Source organism: Shewanella frigidimarina (assembly GCF_003797125.1).
Lineage (GTDB): Bacteria > Pseudomonadota > Gammaproteobacteria > Enterobacterales > Shewanellaceae > Shewanella > Shewanella frigidimarina.
In genome coordinates this window covers 428,845-455,017 of the sequence record NZ_RKKE01000002.1, presented here as the reverse complement: position 1 = coordinate 455,017, position 26,173 = coordinate 428,845, and the positions used below count along the sequence as shown (strand labels likewise).

Below are 26,173 nucleotides of genomic sequence, written 5' to 3'. Positions count from 1 at the left end.
CCTATAGCAATAATATGACTTTTCAATAAGAGCTGGCTACTTAGCTACGTTTTAATGTTAATCACAATGTTGATTAGGAACCAGAATGCCTGAACAAGAATTAGAATTAAACGAACCCGCTGAAGGCGGTAAAAAAAGTAATAAATTAGTCATCTTTGGTGGCATTGGTTTAGTGTTGGTTTTACTCATTGGAGGCGGATTTTGGTTTTTCATGGGGTCAGACGAGCCAGCCCCTATTGCAGTAAACGCCGATGAATCTACAGAAGCTGTTGCACCGGTAAATAATGCTGAAGCTGATTATGTTGGCATGCCTAGACCTTTCCTATTTAATTTACCAGGTGTCGATAGAGCTAGGTTGGTTGAAATAAAAGTTCAATTAATGGTGCGCGGTGAAGATGATAGTGTACTGACACAAAAACATATTCCATTGATTGAAGATGCATTATTAACTACTTTTAGTGCTGCAGACGTACAAAAACTCAGTACCCAAGCAGGTAAAGATGAGTTACGTCAGTTAGCGTTACTCAATGTTCAAAATACGCTGCAACCAATAACAGGCAAGAAAGTTGTTGAAAAAGTCCTGTTTACTGGCTTTGTAATGCAATAACCAAAAGCATTAACTGCTAAGGCGATGATGTGAGTGATTTATTAAGCCAAGATGAAATTGATGCGCTATTGCATGGTGTTGATGATGTAGATGATGATGAGATAGAAGAGGACAGTGCTGATGCGCGTTCTTATGATTTCTCTTCTCAAGATAGAATTGTGCGTGGCCGTATGCCAACGCTTGAAATCGTAAATGAGCGATTTGCACGGCATTTACGCATCAGTATGTTTAACATGATGCGCCGCGCAGCCGAAGTGTCGATCAATGGCGTACAAATGCTGAAGTTTGGCGAGTATGTGCATACTTTATTTGTGCCAACCAGTTTAAATATGGTGCGTTTCAGCCCACTTAAGGGCACTGCATTAATCACCATGGAAGCACGATTAGTCTTTATTCTGGTAGACAATTTCTTTGGTGGTGATGGCCGGTTTCATGCCAAAATTGAAGGCCGTGAATTTACACCAACAGAGCGCCGTATTGTGCAGTTGTTGCTTAAAATTATTTTTGAAGATTATAAAGAAGCATGGGCACCGGTAATGGATGTGGAGTTTGAGTACCTCGACTCTGAAGTGAATCCTGCAATGGCGAATATTGTCAGCCCGACCGAAGTGGTAGTGATTAATTCGTTCCATATCGAAGTTGATGGCGGCGGCGGTGATTTCCATATTACCATGCCGTATTCGATGATTGAGCCTATTCGTGAATTACTCGATGCCGGTGTTCAAAGTGATAAACAAGATACTGATATGCGCTGGTCGCAAGCATTACGTGATGAAATTATGGATGTGCAGGTCGGTTTTGATGTCAATGTTGTTGAACATGAAGTGACATTACGTGATGTTATGGGGTTTAAAGCAGGGGATATTATTCCGATAGATTTACCAGAACACATTATGATGCGAATTGAAGGTTTGCCGACTTATCGTTGTAAAATGGGGAAATCGCGCGATAATTTAGCATTAAAAATCAGTGAGAAAATTCCGCGGCCAGAAACGGTTAAAACAGAGATGCAATTAGTGACTCGCAAAGGCAAGTCGCGTGATATTTCAGATTTATAAGGTGAAGTAGAATGAGCACAGAAGATACAGGCGATGACTGGGCTGCAGCAATGGCAGAGCAAGCTTTAGAAGAAGCAGAACATGTCGAACTTGATGAGTTAGTCGATGACTCTAGACCGATTACGAAAGAAGAAGCAGCCAAGTTAGACGGTATTCTAGATATTCCGGTAACGATTTCCATGGAAGTGGGTCGTAGTTTTATTAGCATCCGTAATTTACTCCAGCTCAACCAAGGTTCGGTGGTCGAACTTGACCGTGTAGCTGGTGAGCCTTTAGACGTTATGGTTAATGGAACCTTAATTGCTCATGGTGAGGTAGTGGTAGTGAATGACAAATTTGGTATCCGTCTAACGGATGTTATTAGCCAAACAGAACGTATTAAAAAACTAAAATAACTAAAATTATATTATAAACAATAATATAGCAAATATTAGCACGTGCTGAAGTTTGCTTGATTGGTTGCACAAACAAGGAATAGCAGTGGCGAATATAATACTAATGCTGAGCATTATGAGTGAGGCGTTAAGCGTCCCTGAAGTGTCTAGCACTCTAGCTAAAAATACCTCTGCTCACCCTGTTGAAGTGTCCAATATGGCAACTTTGGCCAACATGGTTGGTGGATTAATTGTCGTATTAGCGATTATTTTTTTGTTAGCTTATATTGTAAAACGCCTTAAGTTAGTGCCATCAAGTGGCGGTGTGATTAAAACGATTGCAGTGACTTCCATCGGCCAACGTGAAAAAGTGGTACTGGTAGAGGTAAATGGCCAGCAATATCTACTTGGTGTAACCTCGCAACAGATTAATCTGATTGATAAGTTAGCCACTCCCGTCGACGTTCCCATTTCCTCGTTTGCTAGTCGTCTAAAACAAGCCAAGGAACAGCAATAATGAATAAGTACACAACAGTATTGGCATTGGCGATGATGGCGCTAGTGGCAATGATTTTATCGCCCACAGCACTGGCTCAAGACGGTGTGCTACCAGCGTTAACGGTTACAACAGCTGCAGACGGAACAACTGAATATTCGGTAACCATGCAGATTTTATTGCTGATGACAGCAATGAGTTTTATTCCTGCAATGGTGATAATGCTCACTTCATTTACCCGCATTATTGTTGTGCTATCGATATTAAGACAAGCTTTAGGTTTACAACAAACACCTTCTAATCAGGTATTGATAGGCATCAGTTTGTTCATGACTTTTTTTATTATGGCGCCGGTTTTTGATAAGATTTATGCTGAAGCTGTAGAGCCTTATATCAATGAAACCATGACGTTAACGCAAGCTTATGATGTTGGAAAAGAACCGATTAAAACATTTATGCTATCGCAAGTGCGTACCACTGACTTACAAACATTTATTGAAATCTCTGGCTATAAGGATATTCAATCTCCTGAGCAAGCACCAATGAGCGTGGTGATCCCAGCGTTTATTACCAGTGAACTTAAAACGGCGTTCCAAATCGGCTTTATGCTGTTTGTGCCTTTTTTAGTACTCGATTTGGTCGTCGCCAGTATTCTAATGGCCATGGGTATGATGATGTTGTCACCGATGATTGTGTCATTGCCATTTAAAATTATGTTGTTTGTACTCGTCGATGGTTGGGGCTTAGTGATGGGCACATTAGCGAATAGTTTCGGAATATAAGGCCGCGTATTTATGTCTCCAGAATCGCTCATTGATATCTTTCGAGAAGCACTATCGGTTATCGTATTAATTGTGTCAGCGATTATTTTACCAGGCTTATTCATCGGTTTAATTGTGGCGGTATTTCAGGCCGCGACATCCATTAACGAACAAACCTTAAGCTTTTTACCACGTTTATTGGTGACGTTATTCGCGTTGATGTTTTTAGGCCATTGGCTAGTGCAAACCATGATGGATTTTTTCTTTGAGATGGTTAATCTCATCCCACAGGTTATAGGTTAAGCCATGGATATTTTGTTTGATGAAATCAGTCAAACAATCGCCGCATATCTTTTGCCGTTTTTTCGTATTTCATCCATGCTCATGGTGATGGCGGTATTTGGCGCCAATACTACTCCTGCTCGAGTTCGATTGATGTTATCTGTAGCGATAACGATGGCCGTGGCGCCTATTTTACCCCCTATTGAAAACGTCGAGTTACTGGCATTGAGTTCCGTTTTTGTCATTGCTCAGCAAATTTTAATTGGCGTCACCATGGGATTTGTGACCTTAATGGTGATGCAGACATTTGTATTAACAGGGCAAATAATTGGTATGCAAACCAGTTTAGGTTTTGCCTCCATGGTCGATCCTGGATCTGGCGAACAAACGCCTGTTGTGAGTAACTTTTTTCTATTATTGGCAACGCTTATCTTTTTAGCTGTTGACGGCCATTTGTTAATGATACGGATGTTGGTGGCCAGTTTTGAAACCATTCCTATTTCAAATCAAGGTATATCAATCGCTAATTATCGCGCACTTGCTGATTGGGGCAGCTTTATGTTTGGCTCTGCATTAACGATGTCGATTTCGGCTATTGTTGCGTTGTTATTAATTAATTTATCCTTTGGTGTAATGACTCGCGCCTCACCTCAATTAAATATTTTCTCTATTGGTTTTCCGGTCACAATGGTCAGTGGTTTGTTGATTTTGTGGTTAACATTAGCACCTATCATGGCGCATTTTGATGAAGTGTGGATGGCTGCGCAGTTACTTATGTGTGATGTTCTGCAACTTCAATGTCAACTTGATGGCTCAGTAGTATTCTAAGGGGCATGTATGGCAGAAAGTGACAGCGGTCAAGAACGCACAGAAGACCCCACATCCAAACGACTTGAACAATCTCGAGAAAAAGGTCAAGTAGCTCGCTCTAAAGAGTTAGGTACCGCAGCGGTACTGCTTGCTGCATCTGTTGGGTTTTCGATGACAGGACCGGCAATTGCCAAAAGCCTCTATAATATTATGAAGCAAATTTTCTCGATGGAGCGCGATCAAATTTTTGATACTAATTCCATGTTTCGTGTGTGGGGGGTCGTAGGCAGTGAACTTGCTGGGCCGTTAATTAGCTTTATTGCTTTGCTGGCATTTGTGTCTTTCCTAGGAAATATTGTTTTAGGTGGGATGTCTTTTTCTGTCAAAGCGTTTATGCCTAAAGGCAGTAAGTTAAATCCCATGAACGGTTTTAAGCGTATGTTTGGCACCCAGGCATTGGTTGAGCTTACTAAGGGTATTGCTAAGTTTTCGGTGGTAGCATTATCGGCTTATTTTTTATTAAAATTTTATTTCTACGATATTTTGACTCTGTCCAGCGATCACCTGCCGGGCAATGTTTATCATGCTCTAGATTTGCTTATCTGGATGTTCATCTTACTCTGCAGTTCGATGTTATTGATTGTGATTATTGATGTGCCATTTCAAATTTGGAACCACAAAAAACAGTTAAAAATGACTAAACAGGAAGTCAAAGACGAATATAAAGACACTGAAGGTAAACCTGAAGTTAAAGGCCGGATAAGACAAATGCAGCAGGAGATGGCACAACGGCGCATGATGACCGAAGTGCCTAATGCGGATGTTATTGTGGTTAACCCAGAGCATTATGCTGTGGCAGTTAAATACGATGTCAGCCGCTCATCAGCCCCTTTTTTAATCGCCAAAGGTGTCGATGATGTAGCCTTTAGAATACGTGAAATTGCTCGAGAACATAACGTTGCTATTGTATCGGCTCCGCCGTTGGCTCGTGCTATTTACCACACGACTAAAGTGGATCAACAAGTGCCAGAAGGCTTATTTACCGCCGTTGCGCAGGTATTAGCTTATGTGTTCCAGTTGAGACAGTATCAAAAAGGTAAAGGCCGTCGACCAAAACCTATCCCGCTTAAACAACCCATACCAGATGATTTAAAACACTAATAAATAATCTATTTTAGATAGATAATATTTGTGGCTTAATTTTTGCTTTGTATGTCTATTCGCGTCAAATAATAGTCCATTGACGCCGTGATCTGACATAAAGGGTTCATCTTAATATGGATGCAAAAGCAGCTTTTGGCCAAATGAAACAAATGAAAGTATCTACTTTTAAAGGGATCGGAACACCTTTATTAGTACTTGCTGCGTTAGGCATGGTCGTTTTACCCATTCCTGCTTTTTTGCTAGATATTCTGTTTTCATTCAATATTGCGTTGGCTTTAGTTGTACTCTTAGTTGCTATTTATGCTGACAGACCACTCGATTTTGCTGCTTTCCCTACCGTATTATTAATTGCAACGTTACTAAGACTTGCCCTAAACGTCGCCTCTACCCGTATTGTATTGCTTGAAGGCCATAATGGTGGTGCCGCTGCGGGTAAAGTTATTGAAGCGTTTGGTTCAGTGGTCATTGGCGGCAATTATGCCGTTGGTTTAGTGGTGTTCATTATTCTTATTATCATTAACTTTGCTGTGGTAACTAAAGGTGCGGGGCGTATTGCTGAGGTGAGCGCTCGTTTTACCTTAGATGCAATGCCGGGTAAGCAAATGGCCATTGATGCAGATTTAAATGCTGGCACATTAACCCAAGACCAAGCACGTATTCGCCGCGCCGAAGTGACTCGAGAAGCTGACTTCTATGGTGCGATGGATGGTGCTTCAAAGTTTGTTAAAGGTGATGCCATAGCAGGGATCATGATCTTAGTCATCAATATGATTGGTGGATTTGTGATTGGTATGATCCAGCATGGATTAGACTTTTCTAGCGCGGTTGAAATTTATACCTTACTAACCATCGGTGATGGTTTAGTTGCGCAAATTCCCGGTTTATTGCTGTCTATTGCCGCGGCCTTAATGGTAACTCGTCAAAACGAGTCTGGCGATATGGGCCAAATGATGTTCAGTCAGATGTTTGACAGTCATAAATCATTAGCCATTGCAGCAGGGTTACTCTTTATTATGGGTATTGTGCCTGGTATGCCTCATGTTGCGTTTTTGACATTTGCATTTATTACCGCTGGTGCTGCGTACTTTATTTACAAGCGTAATGTTGACAAAAAGCAAGCTGCACTAACGTTAGCGACTAAAGGGCCGGTTGAGAGCAAGGATAAAGAACCTAAAGATTTAAGCTGGGACGATGTGCGTCATGTTGATACTATTGGTCTTGAAGTCGGATATCGCTTAATTCCGCTGGTTGATAAGTCTCAAGGTGGTGAATTATTAGGCAGAATCAAAGGCGTACGTAAAAAACTGTCACAAGAATTAGGTTTTTTAGTGCCTGCGGTACATATTCGTGACAATCTAGATTTATCACCTAATGCGTATCGCATTTCATTAATGGGTGTAGTGGTAGGTGAGGCTGAAGTTAGACATGATTGTGAATTAGCGATTAATCCAGGCCAAGTTTACGGTAAGCTAGACGGTATTGAAACTCGTGATCCAGCTTTTGGTTTAGAGGCGGTGTGGATAGCGCCAGAGCAACGTGAACATGCACAAACATTAGGTTATACCGTAGTCGATACTGCAACGGTTGTAGCAACTCACATAAGCCAGTTACTGAGTAATAATGCTGCCAAACTATTAGGTTATGAAGAAGTACAACAGTTAATGGATATGCTTGCCAAGAACTCTCCTAAATTAGTGGATGGCTTTGTACCAGATGTTATGCCTCTGGGATCCGTTGTTAAAGTGATGCAGAACTTACTTAACGAAGGGGTATCGGTACGAGATTTACGCACCATTGTGCAGACATTGTTAGAGTACGGTACTAAGAGCAATGACACAGAAGTATTAACGGCAGCAGTACGTATAGCGTTAAAACGTATGATAGTGCAAGAAATCTCAGGACCAGAACTCGAAATTCCCGTCATAACATTGGCGCCAGAGTTGGAACAGATGTTGCATAAGTCTATGCAGGCGACTGGCGGTGAAGGACCTAATATTGAACCTGGTCTCGCAGAACGCATGCAGCAGTCATTATTAGACGTTGCACAGAAGCAAGAAATGGTAGGGCAACCAGCCATTTTATTGACATCGGGTATGCTTAGGTCAACGCTGTCAAGATTTGTTAAATACACTATTCCAAATTTACGAGTGATTTCTTATCAAGAAATCCCGGACGAGAAACAAATTAGAATTGTTTCTGCAGTAGGCCAATAGTGATAACGTCAGTTTATAGAGGTGCATAAGTGAAAATTAAACGATTTTTTGCCAAAGATATGCGCGCGGCATTGGCTCAAGTAAAAGAAACCTTGGGTTCTGACGCTGTCATTATGTCAAATAAAAAAGTCACTGGCGGAATCGAAATTGTCGCTGCTGTAGATTATGATGAACCTAAAGCTGCGATCGCATCACAAGCGCCGACAACTGGTTTTATGGATGTCAGTGACGATCGAGTGTCATTAGGCACTAAGCCTGCTATGAAAGCCCAATCAAAGGTGAACCCACCTCCTGAGGCTGATTCTTTACAAGCATTACTCCAAAAACAACATAATCGCATGACACAACAAATGTCTGTGAGCCAAGATGAACCAGATTTACCAGAATGGGCCCGCCAATTACAAGGGGCAAAATCTGCTAAACCAGCATCAACTTTTCAATCGCAAGCGGCACCAGAGCAAGTTAAAAAAACCAATAAAAATCAATCTGCTGACATGGATGCACTGCGCGAAGAAATGGCTTCATTGCGTAACTTATTGACCCATCAAGTTTCATCGTTGATGAAAGACCAAAAAAAGCGTACCGATCCTGTCGGCGCAATGTTAGAAAGTAAATTGATTGCAGCAGAGTTTTCTCCAGCAGTTGCTGCTAAACTAGCTGGGTTAAGTCAACACTACACTCCAGCAGATTTAGTAAGAGCTTTACCACAAAGTTTAGCCAATTTACTCGATAATCAAGGCGATGACATTGTCAAACGTGGTGGTGTTGTGGCGTTTGTTGGCCCAACTGGTGTCGGTAAAACAACTTCTTTAGCTAAGATAGCCGCTCGATTTGCCGCCCATCATGGCCCAGAGCAGGTAGCATTGATTACCACTGACCATTATCGTATTGGTGCCTATGAGCAATTAGCGACTTATGGCAAAATAATGGGCTGTCCGGTTAAGCAAGCACATGATTTAACCGAATTAGAACAAATTTTATATCAATTTAGAAATCGTAAGTTAGTATTAATTGATACGGCAGGTATGGGGCAGCGTGATATGCGCTTATATCAGCAATTAGACAATTTAACAGCAAATAGTAGGATCCCAATACGGAGCTACTTAGTCTTATCAGCGACTGGCCAACGTCGTGTGTTACAAGATGCTGTAGAACATTTTAAACGAATTCCATTAGCCGGTGCGATTTTAACAAAGTTAGATGAATCGATATCAATTGCAGGTGCATTGAGCGTATTGATTCAAAATGAGTTACCATTGAGCTATGTTACTGACGGTCAACGTGTTCCTGAGGACATGAAAGTGGCAGATACGTTAGAGTTGGCTAAGAAGGCTCTCGCGGCGTTAAATGAAACAGAACAACAATCGTCACAAGACACAGTGTGGTCTAATGACACAGCCTATGCATTTGAGTAAAGATATGACTCGGGATCAAGCAAGTGGTTTACGTATGATGAATCAACCAAATAACGATAAAGTTAAAGTAATTGCCGTATCCGGTGGTAAAGGCGGAGTGGGCAAAACCAGTGTGTCAATTAATACTGCGGTAGCACTAGCTGAAAAAGGCAAACGCGTATTAGTGCTTGATGCCGATTTAGGTTTAGCCAACGTCGATGTCATGCTTGGGATACGTGCTGAGAAAAATTTATCTCATGTTTTGTCTGGAGATGCCGAATTAGATGACATCATTGTACGCGGACCTAAAGGTATTGGTATTGTTCCTGCCACATCTGGTTCTCAAGCGATGGTTGAGTTATCGCCAGCGCAACACGCTGGACTTATCCGTGCATTTAGTGAAATGCGTACTCAGTTCGACATTTTAATTGTAGACACTGCCGCGGGTATTTCAGACATGGTGCTGAGTTTTTCTCGTGCATCACAGGATGTATTGATAGTCGTTTGCGACGAACCAACATCAATTACTGATGCTTATGCGCTAATTAAAATATTAAGTCGTGAACATGGTGTGTTCCACTTCAAAATTGTGGCAAATATGGTTCGTAGTCTTCGAGAAGGTATGGAATTATTTGCTAAACTCAGTAAAGTGACTGATAGATTTTTAGATGTTGCTTTAGAATTAGTGGCAACAATACCATTTGATGAAAATTTACGTAAAGCTGTTCGTAAGCAAAAGTTAGTTGTTGAAGCGTATCCTAAGTCTCCTTCAGCTATTGCTTATCATGGATTAGCCAACAAAATTATGACTTGGCCAGTTCCACAACAGCCTGGTGGTCATTTAGAATTTTTTGTTGAACGTCTTGTACAACGTAAGCCGATACAAGAAGGAAGAACGAGTGAATAAAGCCGCAGCGTATACTCAGTTCGATAACAAAACGTCTATTGTTGAACAGTATGCACCGTTGGTAAAAAGAATTGCTCATCATATGCTGGCAAGATTACCAGCATCGGTGCAACTTGATGATTTATTACAAGCAGGGATGATGGGGTTACTTGAGGCCTCTTCTAAATTTGATAATAGTAAAGGGGCTAAGTTTGAAACCTTTGCTGGCATCAGAATTCGTGGTGCAATGATTGATGAAATTCGCCGTGGTGACTGGGTTCCGCGCTCAGTTCATCGTAATAATCGTCTAGTAGCACATGCAATTGATGAATTGGGGCAACTGCTTGGAAGAGATGCCAACGATACAGAAATTGCTGAAAAACTTGATATGTCGCTCGATGAGTACCATCATATCTTAAATGATGTTTCTGTTGGTAAAATCATAGGCATAGAAGATCTTGGTGTTTCGCAAGATGTGTTAATCACAGATAACGAATCACCAGATGAAACCTTTGACTCGCTTGCTGAAATTCAATTCCAATCTGCATTGGTTGAAGCAATTAAGACATTGCCAGAAAGAGATGCATTAGTGTTGTCGTTATATTACGACGAAGCATTAAATTTAAAAGAAATCGGTGCCATCCTTGAAGTTAGCGAATCGCGAGTAAGCCAGATATTAAGTCAGGCAATGCTCAGATTAAAAGCGAAGCTCAAGCATTGGACACAAGAATAATAACTTATCTAGAGCAAACGAGTGTCAGCTCACCGGAGGAAACCTTGGACAAGAATATGAAGATTCTTATTGTTGACGATTTTTCAACAATGAGGCGTATCATTAAGAACTTGTTGCGAGATTTGGGATTTAATAATACCCAAGAAGCAGATGATGGCTCAACAGCCCTACCTATGTTACAAAAAGGCGATTTTGATTTTGTGGTAACAGACTGGAATATGCCTGGAATGCAAGGTATTGACTTACTTAGAGCAATCCGTGCAGATGATTCGTTAAAGCATTTACCTGTGCTAATGGTAACTGCAGAAGCTAAGCGTGAACAGATTATTGCTGCCGCGCAAGCCGGTGTAAATGGTTATGTAGTAAAACCTTTTACCGCAGCTACGTTAAAAGAAAAGTTAGATAAAATCTTTGAACGACTCGCATAAGCAAGGATAAGTCATGCAGGCATCAATATCGGGGTTAATCACCCTCGAACAGGCCCAAGAACTTGTTGAATTGCTTACCTTGGGTCAACAAGATAAAGCCGATGAAATGATCAGAGAGCTTGCTACGCCATTGCAGCGTGAGCTTTTTGAAGAGGTCGGTAAGCTAACTCGACAACTCCATAGCGCACTAAAAGATTTTCAAGTTGATAACCGTTTATCTGAATTAGCTAATACTGAAATACCAGATGCTAAAGAAAGATTGAATTATGTTATCGACATGACAGAACAAGCTGCAAATAAAACTATGGATGCAGTTGAAGAATGTCTACCTTTGGCCGATACCATCATTAGCAATATACAATCAGTGACGCCAATGTGGGATAAATTGATGCGTCGTGACATTGAAATGGGTGAGTTTAAGTCACTTTGTCATGATGTTCAGCAGTTTATGTTACATAGTGAAAATGATTCTAATCGTCTTCGCGAGTTATTAAATGAAATTTTGATGGCGCAAGACTTCCAAGATTTGACGGGGCAGATGATCCGTCGAGTGATTGATTTGGTTCGTGAAGTAGAAAGTAATTTGGTCTCAATGCTAACGGTATTCGGTGATCATACTACCGAATCATCGCCAACTATAAACGAAAATAAAATAGAAGCAGAAGGTCCCATCATGCATGCTGAACTGCGTGAAGATGTGGTGACAGGTCAAGATGAAGTAGACGATCTGCTATCAAGTCTGGGTTTCTAATTAGGAGTCAATTTAATGTCTTTTGATGTTGATGAAGAGATACTCCAGGACTTTTTAATTGAAGCTGGCGAGATTTTAGAGCTTCTACAGGAGCAGCTAGTTGCTCTTGAAAATAATCCTGATGACAGTGATTTACTTAATGCTATTTTCCGTGGATTCCATACAGTTAAAGGTGGGGCTGGTTTTTTAAGTCTAAAACCGATGGTTGACGTATGTCATGAAGCAGAAAACACGTTCGATTTATTACGCACCGGTAAACGTGGCGTAAATGCAGAATTAATGGATATTATTTTGCAAGCGGTCGACGCCATTAATTCCATGTTTGCTCAAACTCAACAGGGAGAATCACAAGACCCTGCTGATTCTGCATTACTTGCTAAACTCAAATTATTAAGTTCGGGTGCACCATTACCTTCAGAAATGTCGGCGGATGAACCGGAACCAATTGAAAATATTGTTGAATTTAGTGAGCCTGAATACGTCGAAGATATCAGTATTCCATCAACGGAAATGTCTGACACTGGCAGTATTGATGACATTGATGAGTCAGAATTTGAAGCGTTGCTTGATGCCTTACATGGTCCGGGTAAAAGTCCTGTTGCAGCTAAACCTTCTGAAGTAAAAAAAGACAATATTGACTCAAAGCCTGCTACAAGTGGTAGCGATGAAATCACTGATGATGAGTTTGAAGCATTATTAGATGAATTACATGGCTCAGGTTCATTCGAGGCTAAAACCAAATCTGAAGCTCCAACTAAGCCTGCTGCAACGCCTATTGTTGAACCCCTTGTTGATTCTGATGAAATCACTGACGATGAATTTGAACGTCTTTTAGATGAATTACACGGAAAAGGTACTGCGCCAGTTGCTAAATCGCAAACGCCTCCTCCAGCTCAACCGACTAAAGCAGTCGCACCTCCACAAGCAGCAAAAACGAGTCCAGCCCCTATAGCTAAACCAGTAGCGACATCAGCCCCGGCTGTTGCTTCAAAGGTTGAGCCAGTAAAAGATAAAACGCCTGCAAAAGCTGCGTCTGTCCCACAAGGCGAAACAACAGTTCGTGTTGATACTGCTCGTTTAGATCAAATCATGAATATGGTCGGTGAGTTAGTTTTAGTGCGTAACCGATTGGTTAGTTTAGGCATTAATCGTGAAGACGAAGAAATGTCCAAGGCGCTTGCAAACCTAGATTTGGTTACGGCTGATTTACAAGGTGCGGTGATGAAAACCCGCATGCAACCGATTAAGAAAGTTTTTGGTCGTTTCCCGCGTGTTGTTCGCGATTTAGCTCGTACCTTAAATAAAGAAATTGATTTAATCATGATTGGTGAAGACACCGATCTTGATAAAAACTTAGTTGAGGCATTAGCCGATCCTTTAGTCCACTTGGTTCGTAACTCAGTTGATCACGGTATCGAAATGCCGATTACTCGTGAAGCGAGTGGTAAATCTCGAACCGGTACAATTACCTTATCGGCTAGCCAAGAAGGCGACCATATCCTGCTTAAAATTGAGGATGATGGCGCGGGAATGGATCCTGAGAAACTAAAACAAATCGCGATAAGTCGTGGTGTGCTTGATGAAGATGCCGCCTCTAGAATGACCGATAACGAAGCTTATAACTTGATTTTTGCCCCAGGATTTTCAACCAAAGTTGAAATTTCAGATATTTCAGGACGTGGAGTGGGTATGGATGTGGTGAAAACCCGCATCAACCAACTAAACGGTACTGTTTATATTGATTCTATGAAAGGTAAGGGCACGGTTCTCGAAATTAAAGTGCCATTAACCTTGGCTATTATGCCGACATTGATGGTTGATGTGTCTAATCAAGTTTTTGCACTACCATTATCGAGTGTGAATGAAATCTTTAATTTAGATTTAACAAAAACCAATATAGTAGACGGTCAATTGACGGTAATTTTCCGTAATAAGGCCGTGCCATTATTCTACCTAGAACATTGGCTGCACAGTAAAAAATCAACCTTTAAACATGGCGATAAAAAGCATGGTCATGTGGTTATTGTTCAGCTTGGCACGATGCAAATTGGTTTTGTTGTTGATGCATTGATAGGCCAAGAAGAAGTTGTCATTAAACCGCTTGGCAGTATGTTACAAGGAACTCCAGGAATGGCGGGTGCGACTATTACATCCGATGGTGGTATTGCACTGATTTTAGATGTGCCAGGACTACTAAAACATTACGCTAAAAGCAAAAAATAAGAATAAAAGTTCCATTATTTAAGGAATTAAATGGCCATAAAAGTACTAGTTGTAGATGATTCTAGCTTTTTTCGACGTCGAGTCAGTGAGATTGTCAATCAAGATCCTGATCTCGAAGTCGTCGCAGTTGCCGTTAACGGCAAAGAAGCTGTTGAAATGGCTGCAAAATTAAAGCCTCAAGTCATTACGATGGATATTGAAATGCCTGTGATGGACGGTATAACTGCTGTCCGTGAAATTATGGCTAATAATCCTACACCTATTTTGATGTTTTCATCATTAACTCATGATGGTGCTAAAGCGACACTTGATGCGTTAGAAGCCGGCGCATTAGATTTTTTGCCAAAACGTTTTGAAGATATAGCAACGAATAAAGACGATGCGATTCTTTTGTTACAGCAACGAATTAAAGCGTTAGGTCGACGTAGGATGTATCGGTCAAGTTCGTTAACACCTACTTCAACAATAGAATCTCGTCGTTCAACGATTGCTGCTCCAGAGACAAATACGCCTCGTCGCCCGTTAAGTAGTCGTTTGGCTTCCACAACAACGCCAGTAGCGACTCGTTCCAGTTTATCCACAATCTCGGCAGATCGTCATAGCGCTAATCCGACAACGTCTTCAATATCATCTATTCGGGCCAGTGGTAAGCAATATAAATTGTTACTCATTGGAACTTCAACCGGTGGACCAGTAGCATTACAGAAAGTATTAACCGCATTTCCAGCAAATTATCCTCATCCTATTGTGTTGATACAGCATATGCCTGCGGCGTTTACTCCAGCTTTTGCAGCTCGTTTAAATACCTTGTGTAAAATTGAGGTAAAAGAAGCCGAAAATGGTGATGTTATGCGCCCTGGTTGTGCTTATTTAGCGCCTGGAGGCATGCAGCTCATGATTGAGCGAAGCGGTATTTCTGGAAGACTTAAAGTCATTTCTGGAACTCAAGAAATGAACTATAAACCGTGTGTTGATATTACTTTTGCATCAGCATCCAAAGCTTTTGGCGGTGATGTTTTAGCGGTTGTATTAACCGGAATGGGGGCTGACGGTAGAGAAGGTGCCAGAATGTTGAAGTCTGTTGGTGCCACTATTTGGGCACAGGATGAAGCAAGCTGTGTGGTATATGGTATGCCTCAAGCTGTGGCATCAACCGGTATCTCGACTCACTCTATTTCGTTGGACAATATGGCTGAAGCTATTTTAAAAGAGTCTAGTCGTGGCTAAGCCAGAGTACTCATTACAGACCAAGCAAATGCTGGGATTTTTTTTATCCTTTATTGCCATCGTAGTATTAGCGGGTTTGTATATTGATGCTCATCAAAAAGTGACGTTATTAGAGCAAGATGTCGCGCGGTTAACGGCATCTCAAGTGTTATTAATGGTACCCGATGATCAAGCCGCTAATATTGCTAATTGGTTAACTCAGCATCCTGAACAAACTCAAGCAATTATAGCGTCTGCAGGAAATAAACAACCCCAAAGTGTGCTGTTTGGTCCGGGTACTTTAGATGACGCACCGCTTACTGATATTGATAAGGTTGAGCACGATGCAGATGTTGCTGCTGAACAAATTGATCAAGAAGTCATAGTATCAGAAGATGCTCAGGGGGTTAAAGTGATCCGTTTACCTAATGGTGGGATCCGTGTAACAACCCGTGATGATAAAAAACACAAGCAGTAGTCAATATTCCATAATAGTACCATTATAATGAGTTGAGAGGCTTTTTTGAAAGTATGGACGGTAGCTAACCAAAAAGGTGGAGTAGGTAAAACCACCACAGTAGCCAGTTTAGCCGGAGCGTTGGTTAAACGTGGTCAACGAGTGCTGATGATCGATACCGATCCTCACGCTTCATTGGGCTATTATTTAGGTATTGATTCCGATGAAGTGCCTTGTTCACTTTATGATGTCTTTTTGAATCATCAGACGCTGACCCAAGAGTTTATTCTACAGAATGTGCTCCCAACTCAAATCGAAGGGCTTGATATCATTCCTGCGAACATGGCGTTAGCGACACTTGATAGGTCATTAGGTCATCAAGAAGGAATGGGTTTGGTGTTGCGCAACTTATTGGCATTGCTTGAAGATAAATATGATGTTGCTATTATCGATTGTCCACCAGTATTAGGGGTGTTAATGGTTAATGCATTAGCAGCAAGTCATCACATTATTATTCCAGTCCAGACTGAGTTTTTGGCTATAAAAGGACTCGAACGTATGGTGAAAACGATGGAAATAATGGGGCGTTCTAAGAAAACTCGTTATAGCTATACTGTATTACCTACAATGTATGACAAGCGCACTAAAGCGTCCCCAATCGCATTACAATTTTTGCAGGATAAATATGGTCCAACACTGTGGCCTAATGATGTAATACCTGTAGATACAAAATTTAGAGATGCAAGTTTGGCTCATTTACCCGCATCACATTATTCAGCCAGTAGCCGAGGTGTAAAAGCATATAATCGCCTGCTGGATTTTTTATTTTCTCAGGAGTTTACCCATGTCAAAATCGGTTGATGAAACTGTTTTTGATTATTTCAGTCTTTTATTACAGGAATCGCCTAAGCCGATTACTGAACAAAGCCTTGAGGTAAAACCAAGTATTTCTGCTAATACCGTTAAAGACAGCGGCAATAAAACGTCAAGCATTAGCGAGGAAAAATCGACTTGTACATCGGTCGAAATGACGCTGTCGGCACATTATTCGCAACTAACATCATCTAAGGTTGTTCCTGTTATTGCTAGGCAATATGCAGAGCCAACAACCAGTGTAGATAAGCTGGCACTTGAAAAATTATTATCTGCAGTGTCTAAACCCAAGGCTGAAACCGATTTATCACAACAGATTAAAGCCAGTGCAGAACGAGTTCGTCAGGCTATCACTCATATTGAGCCTGAAACGGACATTACTCATACAAAAATACAACAAACAGAATTAACGGATAAAGAAATCAAGCCGTTAGTCGATATAAACAATAACGAAAGTTCACATGCTGATATAAAAGACGCTATCATTAAGCATGATCAGTTGGTAGAGAACTCGGCGTCGCAAGAGCACGATGCGCCACAGACTCAGGTTGGGTATCAACCGCCTAGTATTACCCATGATTTACAAGAATTACTTGATGATGAATTTCAGGTGTTATTCTTCAATGTAGCAGGGTTAACACTCGCGGTGCCATTGGTCAGTTTGGGTGGGATTATTAAAATTGAGAAGATAAGCCATCTTATAGGTAGGCCCTCTTGGTTTAAAGGGGTGCAAACCCATCGAGATACTAAAATAAATGTGGTTGATACGTGTGCTTGGGTGATGCCTGAAAAATATTCTCCAGAATTAGCACAAACAGTAAATTATCAATATCTTGTTATGCTTGAAGATAGTCAGTGGGGATTAACGTGCGAATCGTTAGTTAACGCCGTTAAAATAGATAAATCACACGTCAATTGGCGTGAAAAACCGGGTAAGCGTCCTTGGCTTGCTGGGGTAGTAAAACAACAAATGTGTGGCATTTTACATGTTCAAGCATTAATCAAAATGCTTGATGCAGGTTTAGGTTGTCAGGATTCGATTGACCGAGGTTAACTATGAGCAATTCTAGAAGTGTAGCAGCGGCTACTGCAGCTAAAGACGATTTGGTATTACAATGGGTTATATTTAAGCTAGATAATGAAACCTACGGTATTAACGTAATGCAAGTTCAAGAAATATTACGTTACACCGAAATTGCTCCTGTACCAGGTGCACCAGATTACGTTTTAGGTATTATTAACTTACGCGGAAACGTGGTAACGGTTATCGATACGCGTTCACGTTTTGGTTTGCCATCAGCCGAACTAGATGATTCTACTCGAGTGGTTATCATTGAGGCTGAAAAACAAGTTATTGGTATTTTGGTTGATAGCGTAGCTGAAGTGGTTTATTTACGTCGCTCAGAAATTGATAACGCACCAAATGTGGGCACTGAAGAAAGTGCTAAATATATTCAAGGTGTGAGTAACCGCGATAATGAATTATTGATTCTAGTCGATTTGGACAAATTATTGTCTGATGATGAGTGGGTAGAATTAACACAAATTTAATCGTAATCTGATGAAAAAAGCCAACCGAATAACTGTTGGCTTTTTGTTTTGGCTTTAGTTTTGTTTTTTGTTGAAGCAACAAAGGTATGTTAATGGGTGATGAATTTCTAATTGCAGCTTTAGTGTACGTTATTGCATGCCTTGGTTTGGTACTTTACTTACAAAAACAGTCGAGCAAATTAAAGACTAAAGTTAATGCTCTGACAGTGCTAGTAAAAGAAAGCGATCGTCAGCGAGAAGCTGTTAAACGTGAATTACACGAATTGCGTAGTGGTACTATTGGTGTAGGAAGGCGCGTTGTCGAATTAGAGAAAAAACTCTCCAAGCAGTTTGATATGCTAGAAGAAGCTAGCCAGCAAGACCCACAAGCCAAGTTATATTCTAGAGCCGTAAAAATGGTGGGTTTGGGGGCCGGTATTGAAGAGCTAATGCAAGAGTGTGAGTTACCTAAAGCAGAAGCTGAATTAATATTACGCCTTCATCGAAGATAGACAGTTAGTCGTTGTTTCACCATAATAAAAAAGCCATCGATATGATGGCTTTTTAGTGGGAAATTTTAATTCTCTTTCGGCTAGGCGTACTACTTGCGGCGCATTTTTGCGACAAACATGCCATCACTGTTAGCTTGCTGAGGCCAAATTGTCAGCATATCACATAGTTGCCCTGTAAAAGGATGCGTGACCGGTTCAAGTTCAAACTCGGCTGTTTCAGATAAAAAGTCTTTTACAATTTGTTCATTTTCACTAGGTGATAAAGAGCACGTTGCATAAACCAATTTACCGCCTGATTTTACCGCCACTGCGCTACGTCTTAAAATGGCTAATTGTAGCATCGGTTTATCTGTTACTGCACTGGCATCATCAAGCCATCGCATATCAGGGTTTCTACGCCAAGTACCTGTGCAGCTACAAGGAGCATCGACTAATACTCCGTCAAAAGCATTCGCGTCTACAGGCAATACGTCGCCTTTCCAAGGTGCAACACTAATATTATCAAAACCTGCACGTTTGGCACGCTTGCGTAGCTCTTCTAACGGTTTAGTTCGAATATCTGATGCAATAATACTGCCCGTTAAGGCAGAGCCTTGCTGTAACATTAATGAATATAATTGCAGTGTTTTGCCGCCAGCACCACTACAAGCATCCCACCATTTTTCATGGTTATTTGGCTGACAAATTTGTCCAATAACTTGTGAAGCTAAATCTTGGATTTCAAGATGACCTTGTTTATAAACATTAACTTCATTTAAGTTAATACTCTTATAACCTAAATTTATGGCATCTGAAAAGTAACTATTCGCTTTTGCTTCAATACCAGCTTGGCCAAGAGATTTGATCACTTTTTCAGTTGATAATGTTTGTGCACGAGCCCAGATCGGAGGTCGACTGCTCATAGCATTAACAACTGCATATTGATCAACACCATCTATAGGACACAGTTGCCAAAACCATTGTGGCAACAACTGGGTTAGTTGACAGGTATCAATGCCACTTACCGTCATAAAGGCGGTTAATTTGTCATTTAATGAAGCATTATTTATCAGTTCAACTTGGTCCGGGCGGGTTTGAGGCCAACTCGCGAAGTCATTCCAGGCAGTAGCAACGTCATTCCATTCATGTTGTTCCAACATAGCGCATGTGCTTAGCTGTTGAAACCATGTAGTGTGTTTTTGGCTTGAATTTAATTGGTTTAACCAGCCCCTCCAGCGAAATAGACCAAACAAACTTTCGCGGATCACTCGCCTATCTTTTGACCCATGTTTTTTATTTTCACGAAAATATTGGCCAATGATTCGATCGGCAGGCATGTTGGTACTCATAACCTGATTAAACAGAGTCTCAATAGTGGTTGAGTAACTTAGGGCTCGCTTTTGTGCTGGTGTCGTCGCAGCTATTTCTTGCGTATGTGTCTCGTCTGATGTGGATGCGTTAGACATGGCGGGAATATTATGACTCATGAATTAACCTGATATTGCCGCACAGCACATAACTGATGCTGTACAGGGGACTATTTTTTGCTAGTTTAACACGGCTTATCTAAATGATGAGCTAAAACTATGTTGGCGAAAATGACATCATATCTTAGTGATAATCTTGTAATATTAAATACTTCTAAAAGGCTATCACCAGCGTTCTGTGCTAAATACGCTTATTCGCGTCGTCGAAACGACGCTTCTATGATGATGTTATGATTCACTCGCACTTAAAAGTCTAAATCTAATGCAAAACATAAGTAAGCCATCAAGGCGCGCGTATGTTGATATTCTTGTGTACAAAATTCAATAAAATCAGCCTGGCATACTTGTTCTGAACTAATTGGTTTGATGGCAATAAAGTCTTTGCGCCTGAGCTCGTCAATCATTGGGTGATGTTTATCAAATCCTCGTGGAGGTCTAATTAAACTATCTCCCGTTAATTCAAATCCTGCTTGCGACAGTTGAGTTAATGCTTTTTGATAAGCATTAGGGTTTTCATCAATACAATGACGAATGGCATTGAGATCTTTTGATTCTGGGTGCCAAATACCCGCGGCAATGAAGCATTCATCATTAGCGATGTGAACATAAAATCCCGGAGCATGGACATCTTTGGCTTGAAAGTGTTTAAACTGAATGCCGACATTAGTCTTATAGGGTGTTTTATCTTTACTAAAGCGACTGTCGCGTTGTGGGCGCATTAAGCTACCACCAACTTTTTTAGCCACTGCAGTGAAGCGTGGAGACAAACCTAAAATAGGCCCTTGCATGGCTTCTATAAACTGTAATGCTGGTGTTCTCACTTGATCTTCGTATTGCTGTTGGTTGGTTTTAAACCATTCTCTATCGTTGTTAACTGCTAGACTGTTTAAAAAATCGAAACTATGTTGACTGAACATGACGATACCTTTTTTACAATAGCGATGCAGATATTAATGTTATAATTTGGCTATCATGTTAAACAATGTCTACTCTGAGTGAAATAGCTAGAGTTGTTTTAAGCCATTAATATTATGCACGTTATTTGAACGTTTTAATTTTAATTACGTGATTTTTGTATTGTAAGTCAAGGTGGATGTTGGTTTTTGGCGCTTTAGATATGGTCGTATTGTTATCGTAACTTACTGACATAGAAATTTATTTTAGATATGTTGTCAATGTTAGTTTGATATAAATAAAGTGTTGGTGTTAAAATTGTTTTGAAAGCTACATTTTTGACAAAAACTTTGTCGGTTAACGTTTGGTTAACAAAAAATATACGTTGAGCAGTGCAATGAAAAAACTTAATTGTGGTGTCTGCTCAAATATTGAATTTTTAGAAAGATAACACTTTGGAATGAATAATTCCTCTACAAGAAAGGATTGACCATGACTGAACATTCCCTCGGTATTGTGGGTTGGCGTGAATGGGGCACTTTTCCTGATATTGGCAACGAAAGAGTCAAAATCAAAGTGGATACTGGCGCAAAAACATCTTGTTTACATGCGTTCAAAATAAAACCGTTTCAAAAAGAAAACCAAAAATGGGTTCGAGTCTGGCTTCACCCTGACCAAGGTTCAGATCGTGAAGTCGTCTGTGAATTCCATGTCTTTGATCGCCGAGATGTTAGTGACTCTGGTGGTCATGTAACGAAACGCTACGTGATAAAAACGCCGATCTTAATCGGTGACCAACTTTTTGACATCGAACTGACGTTAACCAATAGAGATCACATGAAATTTAGAATGTTATTGGGACGCCGCGCATTAGAAGGGCGTTTTTTGGTTAATTCAGCAGAATCATTTCTAGCAGGAGAATAACAAATGCATATTGCAATAATGTCGAGAAATAAGAATTTATACTCGACAAGTCGGTTAAAAGAAGCTGCTGAAGCTCGCGGTCATGTCATAAAAATTGTCGACCCATTAAAGTGTTATATGAACATCAATATGAATGCCCCTAGCATTCATGTTCGTGGTGAAGAACTACCAAAATTTGATGCGGTTATTCCACGTATTGGTGCATCTGTCACTTTTTATGGTACCGCGGTATTGCGCCAGTTTGAGATGATGGGCACTCACCCGTTAAACGAGTCTGTTGCTATTACTCGCTCACGGGATAAATTACGTTCATTGCAACTCTTGTCTCGTAAGAATATTGGTTTACCCGTGACTGGTTTTGCTAGTAAGCCTGCTGATATTCCTGATTTATTGGACATGGTTGGTGGTGCCCCTTGTGTTATTAAGTTACTTGAAGGTACTCAAGGTATTGGTGTTGTCTTAGCTGAAACTCGTAAAGCGGCTGAATCTGTTATTGAAGCATTTATGGGCCTAAAAGCTAACATCATGGTGCAAGAATATATCGCTGAAGCTGGTGGTGCAGATATTCGCTGCTTCGTTATTGGTGATAAAGTGATTGCAGCAATGAAACGCCAAGCATTACCCGGTGAGTTCCGTTCTAATTTACACCGTGGGGGTTCTGCTAGCATTGTTAAGTTAACGCCTGAAGAACGTTCGACCGCGTTGCGTGCTGCCAAAACAATGGGTCTTAATGTCGCTGGTGTAGATATTTTACGTTCAAAACACGGCCCATTAGTGATGGAAGTTAACTCATCTCCAGGTCTTGAAGGCATCGAAAAAGCTACCGGTATTGATGTTGCTGAAAAAATTATTCAGTTTATTGAGAAAAACGTTAAATCCACAAGTTCAAAAACGAAAGGTGTTGGTTAATGGCAAAAAAGCATGAACCGTTTGTTATCGGTGATGTTAGCGTAGCAGCAGGTACTCAACAAAGTGTCAAATTGCCCGCAGCAAAACTGTATAACGATACACCGATGGATTTGCACGTTGAAGTGTTTCACGGCACTAAAGCGGGACCTGTTTTATTGGTTTGCGCAGCAATCCATGGTGATGAGTTAAATGGCATTGAAATATGTCGACGTTTGCTCGGTCGTGTTAATGCTAAAACCTTAACGGGAACCTTGTTAATTGTTCCTATCGTTAACGTGTTTGGTTTTATTCAACAATCTCGTTATTTACCGGATCGACGCGATCTAAATCGCTGTTTTCCGGGCTCTGCTAAAGGTGCGCTAGCGAGTCGTTTGGCCCATTTGTTTAGTAGTATTTTAGTTAAACGAGCAACGCATATTGTCGATTTGCATACCGGTGCTATCCATCGTGATAATTTACCGCAGATCCGTTGTGATACCGACGATGAAGTGATGCTCGACATGGCAAATGCTTTTGGTGCACCGGTGATTATGTCATCAAAAGCGCGTGAAGGTTCAATGCGCGGTTATGCTAACAGCCTGAATATTCCTTGTATTTTATATGAGGCAGGTGAAGCACTGCGCTTTAGTGATATGTCGATTAAATCTGGCGTTAACGGCGTTATCAATGTGATGCGCTGTTTAAGTATGACTAAAGGCAAAATTAAAACTAAAAGTACCAGTGTTAATGCCAGCCGCAGTTATTGGGTCCGCAGTGAGTCTGATGGATTAGTTAATATTAAGCTTAAATTGGGTGAGCGCGTCTCTAAAGGGCAGGTGTTAGCCAACATCGTTAACCCTTTGGGTGGTGAACCATCGCCTTTGCTCGCACCTACTGACGGAATTATTATTGGTAACAGTAATATTCCTGTTACCAATGAAGGCGAAGCCTTGTTTCATATCGCGCAATTTAGCGGTGACGAGATAGAAATCATCAACGATAACCTTGACGATTTTATGCAAGAATACGCTTAATTTCTTTTGTATTGGCGTTTTTAGTTATTGGCTCAGTTGTCACTCAAGTAGGTATGGTTAACGGATTGGACATATCACTTGGGTTATTCGAGCGTCTGATTAACATGTAGGGCATACTTTGCCTTACATGTTAATTTTATTACCACAATACATGATTAATAACCTATTCTGCTTTGTGACTAACCAATTTAACTTCAACTTTGAAATAAGCTAATTAAAGTTCGTAATGTTCTATTTTTAAAGATTTTTTATTTTAAATTTTCTTTTGCGATAAAAAAAACGACTTTTGTTCAACTCTACTACATCATGCTTTGTCCGGAACATCTGTTGTGTCTATTAAATTATATAATTGACAATTTTCAAATACATACCAAACTATAATAACCTATAAAAAATAGGGTTATGGCTCACTAACGACAGTGATGACATAAATCCACCACCTCATTAAATGGAACCGTTGTCTACGCATTATTGGTGTACAGATAGCATTAATGGGTTTTCTTATACACGATACAAAACAAGGATGTCAGTGCCTATGCGCAATAATCAACCCGTTACCCTCAATCAGTACAACTTCGATGATGCTCTTCGTTTAATTTCAGGAACCGATCTGCGCGGCCATATTACCTATTGTAATGATGCTTTTGTTGAGGTCAGCGGTTTTGATAAAAGTGAGCTAATCGGTAAACCACATAATCTTGTGCGTCATCCAGACATGCCAAGTGAAGTATTTAAAGATATGTGGGCATGTATCTCAAGCGGTAAAGTGTGGATGGGACTGGTTAAGAATCGTCGTAAAAATGGTGATTATTATTGGGTTAGCGCATTTGTTACTCCAGTATTCGAAAATAATAAAATAGCAGGTTACGAGTCTGTTAGGGTTACTGCATTACCAAGTGAAATTGCCCGTGCTGAAGCGGCTTATGCCAGAATAAAAGCTAATAAGTCACCAAGACCACTTCATGCAAAAATAAAACATCAAGTAATTAAATTATTACCCGCATGGTTACCAATGTTTATTTTGTCCATTGTATTAACTGAGTTCTGGGGGGTTGTCCCTGGTGCAATGGGTTTATTCACCCTTGTATTATCAACGGCTTGGTTGGGCTATAAACAGCAACAAGATTGGTATGAAGTCGTCAAACTTAATCCTAATTCGTTTACAGATCTCATTGTGGCAGAAACCTATTTTGCTGATTTTGGCGCTAAAGCGCAGGCAAAATTGGCTCTGGGTTGCGAAGTTGCTCGTTGTCGTACAGCGATGACGCGTATTGAAGATGCTGCAAAATCATTAGATGGAATTGTCGAGCACACTCAACTTGAGGCTGAATCAACGGCTAAAGCGGTAAGTTTACAAAGTGTATCAACACAACAGATTGCTTCGGCAATTACCCAGATGTCTACAGCTATTCAAGAAGTGTCCGCTAATGTCGAGCGTAATGCTTACAGCGCAAAAGAAGCATTAGACAATGTTACCGACGGAGCTCAACTGGCTAATCAAGCTAAACAGTCTATTGATGAATTAAATCTGTCTGTCGCGGATATCGCTAAAACAGTACGCGAGTTATCTGACTCTACAAATGAGATCGGCCAAGCGGCCAGTCTTATTTCGAGTATTGCCGACCAAACCAATTTGTTGGCCTTAAATGCCGCGATTGAAGCCGCAAGGGCGGGGGAACAAGGTCGTGGATTCAGCGTTGTTGCAGATGAAGTACGTTCCCTAGCACTGAAAACTCGAGAATCGACCGATAGAATTCACAGCATAGTGAGCGTACTAACGAAGCGAGCCAGTAATGCCGTTCAAGTGTCGGTTAGGGGGGAACAAGCAGCCAGTAAAGGTGTTGAGATTGTTGATAAAACGCGTAACGCATTAGCGTCGATTAACCAATCCGTTGAACAAATTACCCAACTTACCTTAGATATGTCTGCGGCGGTAGAGCAGCAGAGTGCAGTCGCTGAGCATATTAATCAGCAAATTATTGATATTGCAGATTCTGCAGAAATTACTAAAGCTTCATCAGAAAAATCGTTACATAACAGTAGTGAATTGGGCCAGTCAGTGTTGATGGTTCGATCTATTATTAGGCGTTTTGCTGTAGGGACATTAGGTAAGAAATAGACGATACGCCACAGCATCTTTTACAGAGTCAAAATAGGCCAGACATCTTGCGATTACTGGCCTATTTTATTGTTTCTCTGACTACCGCTT

Annotated in this window: 27 protein-coding genes; 25 read left to right on the top strand and 2 right to left on the bottom strand. The window is 40.8% G+C overall.

Going from position 1 to position 26,173, the window contains the following annotated elements; translation table 11 throughout:
- The first annotated feature begins 85 nt into the window (after window positions 1-85).
- From fliL to EGC86_RS06830, 21 genes are all read left to right on the top strand, one after another.
- Window positions 86-607, top strand: a complete 522-nt coding sequence (gene fliL / locus EGC86_RS06930) for a flagellar basal body-associated protein FliL (protein ID WP_123777061.1) — start codon at window positions 86-88, stop codon at window positions 605-607.
- A 29-nt stretch (window positions 608-636) separates the two neighbouring features.
- Window positions 637-1,665, top strand: a complete 1,029-nt coding sequence (gene fliM / locus EGC86_RS06925) for a flagellar motor switch protein FliM (protein WP_011636663.1) — start codon at window positions 637-639, stop codon at window positions 1,663-1,665.
- 11 nt (window positions 1,666-1,676) lie between these two features.
- Complete coding sequence (gene fliN, locus EGC86_RS06920; RefSeq protein ID WP_011636664.1) at window positions 1,677-2,060, top strand: flagellar motor switch protein FliN; 384 nt, start codon at window positions 1,677-1,679, stop codon at window positions 2,058-2,060.
- Window positions 2,061-2,145: 85 nt separating this feature from the next.
- Window positions 2,146-2,556 carry a flagellar biosynthetic protein FliO gene (gene fliO, locus EGC86_RS06915; protein WP_123777060.1) on the top strand — a complete coding sequence of 137 codons (411 nt, stop codon included), beginning with the start codon at window positions 2,146-2,148 and terminating at the stop codon, window positions 2,554-2,556.
- Window positions 2,557-2,588: 32 nt separating this feature from the next.
- Complete coding sequence (gene fliP, locus EGC86_RS06910; RefSeq protein WP_123777366.1) at window positions 2,589-3,317, top strand: flagellar type III secretion system pore protein FliP; 729 nt, start codon at window positions 2,589-2,591, stop codon at window positions 3,315-3,317.
- A gap of 12 nt (window positions 3,318-3,329) precedes the next feature.
- Window positions 3,330-3,599, top strand: a complete 270-nt coding sequence (gene fliQ, locus EGC86_RS06905) for a flagellar biosynthesis protein FliQ (RefSeq protein WP_011636667.1) — start codon at window positions 3,330-3,332, stop codon at window positions 3,597-3,599.
- Between the two features lie 3 nt (window positions 3,600-3,602).
- On the top strand, window positions 3,603-4,406 hold the full coding sequence (gene fliR, locus EGC86_RS06900; protein ID WP_011636668.1) for a flagellar biosynthetic protein FliR: 804 nt from the start codon (window positions 3,603-3,605) through the stop codon (window positions 4,404-4,406).
- Window positions 4,407-4,415: 9 nt separating this feature from the next.
- Window positions 4,416-5,549: a flagellar biosynthesis protein FlhB gene (gene flhB / locus EGC86_RS06895; protein WP_011636669.1), complete on the top strand. Its 1,134-nt coding sequence runs from the start codon at window positions 4,416-4,418 to the stop codon at window positions 5,547-5,549.
- A 116-nt stretch (window positions 5,550-5,665) separates the two neighbouring features.
- On the top strand, window positions 5,666-7,765 hold the full coding sequence (gene flhA / locus EGC86_RS06890; RefSeq protein ID WP_123777059.1) for a flagellar biosynthesis protein FlhA: 2,100 nt from the start codon (window positions 5,666-5,668) through the stop codon (window positions 7,763-7,765).
- A 29-nt stretch (window positions 7,766-7,794) separates the two neighbouring features.
- Window positions 7,795-9,180 carry a flagellar biosynthesis GTPase FlhF gene (gene flhF / locus EGC86_RS06885; RefSeq protein ID WP_059747924.1) on the top strand — a complete coding sequence of 462 codons (1,386 nt, stop codon included), beginning with the start codon at window positions 7,795-7,797 and terminating at the stop codon, window positions 9,178-9,180.
- Between the two features lie 4 nt (window positions 9,181-9,184).
- Window positions 9,185-10,066, top strand: coding sequence for a MinD/ParA family protein (locus EGC86_RS06880; RefSeq protein ID WP_011636672.1), 882 nt, complete (start codon window positions 9,185-9,187; stop codon window positions 10,064-10,066).
- Window positions 10,059-10,778: an RNA polymerase sigma factor FliA gene (locus EGC86_RS06875; protein ID WP_011636673.1), complete on the top strand. Its 720-nt coding sequence runs from the start codon at window positions 10,059-10,061 to the stop codon at window positions 10,776-10,778. The genes EGC86_RS06880 and EGC86_RS06875 overlap by 8 nt, the downstream gene beginning before the upstream one ends.
- Before the next feature lie 44 nt (window positions 10,779-10,822).
- Complete coding sequence (cheY, locus tag EGC86_RS06870) at window positions 10,823-11,206, top strand: chemotaxis response regulator CheY (RefSeq protein WP_011919599.1); 384 nt, start codon at window positions 10,823-10,825, stop codon at window positions 11,204-11,206.
- 13 nt (window positions 11,207-11,219) lie between these two features.
- The gene (locus EGC86_RS06865; protein ID WP_123777058.1) at window positions 11,220-11,957 is read left to right on the top strand and encodes a protein phosphatase CheZ; all 738 of its coding nucleotides are present in this window, start codon (window positions 11,220-11,222) and stop codon (window positions 11,955-11,957) included.
- Window positions 11,958-11,972: 15 nt separating this feature from the next.
- Window positions 11,973-14,180, top strand: coding sequence for a chemotaxis protein CheA (locus EGC86_RS06860; protein ID WP_123777057.1), 2,208 nt, complete (start codon window positions 11,973-11,975; stop codon window positions 14,178-14,180).
- Window positions 14,181-14,210: 30 nt separating this feature from the next.
- Window positions 14,211-15,407: a protein-glutamate methylesterase/protein-glutamine glutaminase gene (locus EGC86_RS06855; protein WP_123777056.1), complete on the top strand. Its 1,197-nt coding sequence runs from the start codon at window positions 14,211-14,213 to the stop codon at window positions 15,405-15,407.
- Complete coding sequence (locus EGC86_RS06850; RefSeq protein WP_102036434.1) at window positions 15,400-15,864, top strand: membrane anchored protein in chemotaxis locus; 465 nt, start codon at window positions 15,400-15,402, stop codon at window positions 15,862-15,864. Before EGC86_RS06855 ends, EGC86_RS06850 begins: the two co-directional genes overlap by 8 nt.
- Before the next feature lie 45 nt (window positions 15,865-15,909).
- Window positions 15,910-16,704: a ParA family protein gene (locus tag EGC86_RS06845; protein WP_011636679.1), complete on the top strand. Its 795-nt coding sequence runs from the start codon at window positions 15,910-15,912 to the stop codon at window positions 16,702-16,704.
- Window positions 16,688-17,770: a chemotaxis protein CheW gene (locus EGC86_RS06840; RefSeq protein ID WP_123777055.1), complete on the top strand. Its 1,083-nt coding sequence runs from the start codon at window positions 16,688-16,690 to the stop codon at window positions 17,768-17,770. Before EGC86_RS06845 ends, EGC86_RS06840 begins: the two co-directional genes overlap by 17 nt.
- A gap of 2 nt (window positions 17,771-17,772) precedes the next feature.
- Window positions 17,773-18,267: a chemotaxis protein CheW gene (locus EGC86_RS06835; RefSeq protein WP_011636681.1), complete on the top strand. Its 495-nt coding sequence runs from the start codon at window positions 17,773-17,775 to the stop codon at window positions 18,265-18,267.
- 92 nt (window positions 18,268-18,359) lie between these two features.
- Window positions 18,360-18,758, top strand: coding sequence for a DUF2802 domain-containing protein (locus EGC86_RS06830; protein ID WP_011636682.1), 399 nt, complete (start codon window positions 18,360-18,362; stop codon window positions 18,756-18,758).
- Window positions 18,759-18,847: 89 nt separating this feature from the next.
- On the opposite strand, the gene EGC86_RS06825 is transcribed toward EGC86_RS06830, so the two are convergent.
- Both EGC86_RS06825 and EGC86_RS06820 read right to left on the bottom strand, forming a co-directional pair.
- Complete coding sequence (locus EGC86_RS06825) at window positions 18,848-20,224, bottom strand: RsmB/NOP family class I SAM-dependent RNA methyltransferase (protein WP_123777054.1); 1,377 nt, start codon at window positions 20,222-20,224, stop codon at window positions 18,848-18,850.
- 245 nt (window positions 20,225-20,469) lie between these two features.
- The gene (locus tag EGC86_RS06820) at window positions 20,470-21,141 is read right to left on the bottom strand and encodes a DUF2461 domain-containing protein (RefSeq protein WP_011636684.1); all 672 of its coding nucleotides are present in this window, start codon (window positions 21,139-21,141) and stop codon (window positions 20,470-20,472) included.
- Between the two features lie 469 nt (window positions 21,142-21,610).
- Between EGC86_RS06820 and EGC86_RS06815 the strand changes: the two genes are divergently transcribed.
- From EGC86_RS06815 to EGC86_RS06800, 4 genes are all read left to right on the top strand, one after another.
- A complete protein-coding gene (locus EGC86_RS06815) occupies window positions 21,611-22,042 on the top strand; it encodes an ATP-dependent zinc protease family protein (RefSeq protein ID WP_011636685.1) in 432 nt (143 codons plus the stop codon).
- 3 nt (window positions 22,043-22,045) lie between these two features.
- Window positions 22,046-22,951 carry a 30S ribosomal protein S6--L-glutamate ligase gene (rimK, locus tag EGC86_RS06810; RefSeq protein ID WP_011636686.1) on the top strand — a complete coding sequence of 302 codons (906 nt, stop codon included), beginning with the start codon at window positions 22,046-22,048 and terminating at the stop codon, window positions 22,949-22,951.
- Entirely contained in the window at window positions 22,951-23,964 is a 1,014-nt protein-coding gene (locus tag EGC86_RS06805) for a succinylglutamate desuccinylase/aspartoacylase family protein (RefSeq protein ID WP_011636687.1), read from the top strand. Before rimK ends, EGC86_RS06805 begins: the two co-directional genes overlap by 1 nt.
- Before the next feature lie 535 nt (window positions 23,965-24,499).
- Window positions 24,500-26,083 (top strand): methyl-accepting chemotaxis protein, encoded by a 1,584-nt coding sequence (locus tag EGC86_RS06800; RefSeq protein WP_123777053.1) that lies wholly within the window; start codon window positions 24,500-24,502, stop codon window positions 26,081-26,083.
- Window positions 26,084-26,173 lie beyond the last annotated feature (90 nt).

Excerpts from the sequence above, each read along its gene's own strand:
- EGC86_RS06825 (WP_123777054.1), bottom strand. The coding sequence starts at position 20,224 with ATGAGTCATAATATTCCCGCCATGTCTAACGCATCCACATCAGACGAG.
- fliP (WP_123777366.1), top strand. The coding sequence starts at position 2,589 with ATGATGGCGCTAGTGGCAATGATTTTATCGCCCACAGCACTGGCTCAA.
- EGC86_RS06865 (WP_123777058.1), top strand. The coding sequence starts at position 11,220 with ATGCAGGCATCAATATCGGGGTTAATCACCCTCGAACAGGCCCAAGAA.
- EGC86_RS06830 (WP_011636682.1), top strand. The coding sequence starts at position 18,360 with ATGGGTGATGAATTTCTAATTGCAGCTTTAGTGTACGTTATTGCATGC.
- fliL (WP_123777061.1), top strand. The coding sequence starts at position 86 with ATGCCTGAACAAGAATTAGAATTAAACGAACCCGCTGAAGGCGGTAAA.
- EGC86_RS06880 (WP_011636672.1), top strand. The coding sequence starts at position 9,185 with ATGACTCGGGATCAAGCAAGTGGTTTACGTATGATGAATCAACCAAAT.
- rimK (WP_011636686.1), top strand. The coding sequence starts at position 22,046 with ATGCATATTGCAATAATGTCGAGAAATAAGAATTTATACTCGACAAGT.
- fliQ (WP_011636667.1), top strand. The coding sequence starts at position 3,330 with ATGTCTCCAGAATCGCTCATTGATATCTTTCGAGAAGCACTATCGGTT.
- EGC86_RS06840 (WP_123777055.1), top strand. The coding sequence starts at position 16,688 with ATGTCAAAATCGGTTGATGAAACTGTTTTTGATTATTTCAGTCTTTTA.
- EGC86_RS06860 (WP_123777057.1), top strand. The coding sequence starts at position 11,973 with ATGTCTTTTGATGTTGATGAAGAGATACTCCAGGACTTTTTAATTGAA.
- EGC86_RS06835 (WP_011636681.1), top strand. The coding sequence starts at position 17,773 with ATGAGCAATTCTAGAAGTGTAGCAGCGGCTACTGCAGCTAAAGACGAT.
- flhB (WP_011636669.1), top strand. The coding sequence starts at position 4,416 with ATGGCAGAAAGTGACAGCGGTCAAGAACGCACAGAAGACCCCACATCC.
- EGC86_RS06855 (WP_123777056.1), top strand. The coding sequence starts at position 14,211 with ATGGCCATAAAAGTACTAGTTGTAGATGATTCTAGCTTTTTTCGACGT.
- EGC86_RS06805 (WP_011636687.1), top strand. The coding sequence starts at position 22,951 with ATGGCAAAAAAGCATGAACCGTTTGTTATCGGTGATGTTAGCGTAGCA.
- flhA (WP_123777059.1), top strand. The coding sequence starts at position 5,666 with ATGGATGCAAAAGCAGCTTTTGGCCAAATGAAACAAATGAAAGTATCT.
- EGC86_RS06800 (WP_123777053.1), top strand. The coding sequence starts at position 24,500 with ATGCGCAATAATCAACCCGTTACCCTCAATCAGTACAACTTCGATGAT.
- fliN (WP_011636664.1), top strand. The coding sequence starts at position 1,677 with ATGAGCACAGAAGATACAGGCGATGACTGGGCTGCAGCAATGGCAGAG.
- fliR (WP_011636668.1), top strand. The coding sequence starts at position 3,603 with ATGGATATTTTGTTTGATGAAATCAGTCAAACAATCGCCGCATATCTT.
- EGC86_RS06820 (WP_011636684.1), bottom strand. The coding sequence starts at position 21,141 with ATGTTCAGTCAACATAGTTTCGATTTTTTAAACAGTCTAGCAGTTAAC.
- EGC86_RS06815 (WP_011636685.1), top strand. The coding sequence starts at position 21,611 with ATGACTGAACATTCCCTCGGTATTGTGGGTTGGCGTGAATGGGGCACT.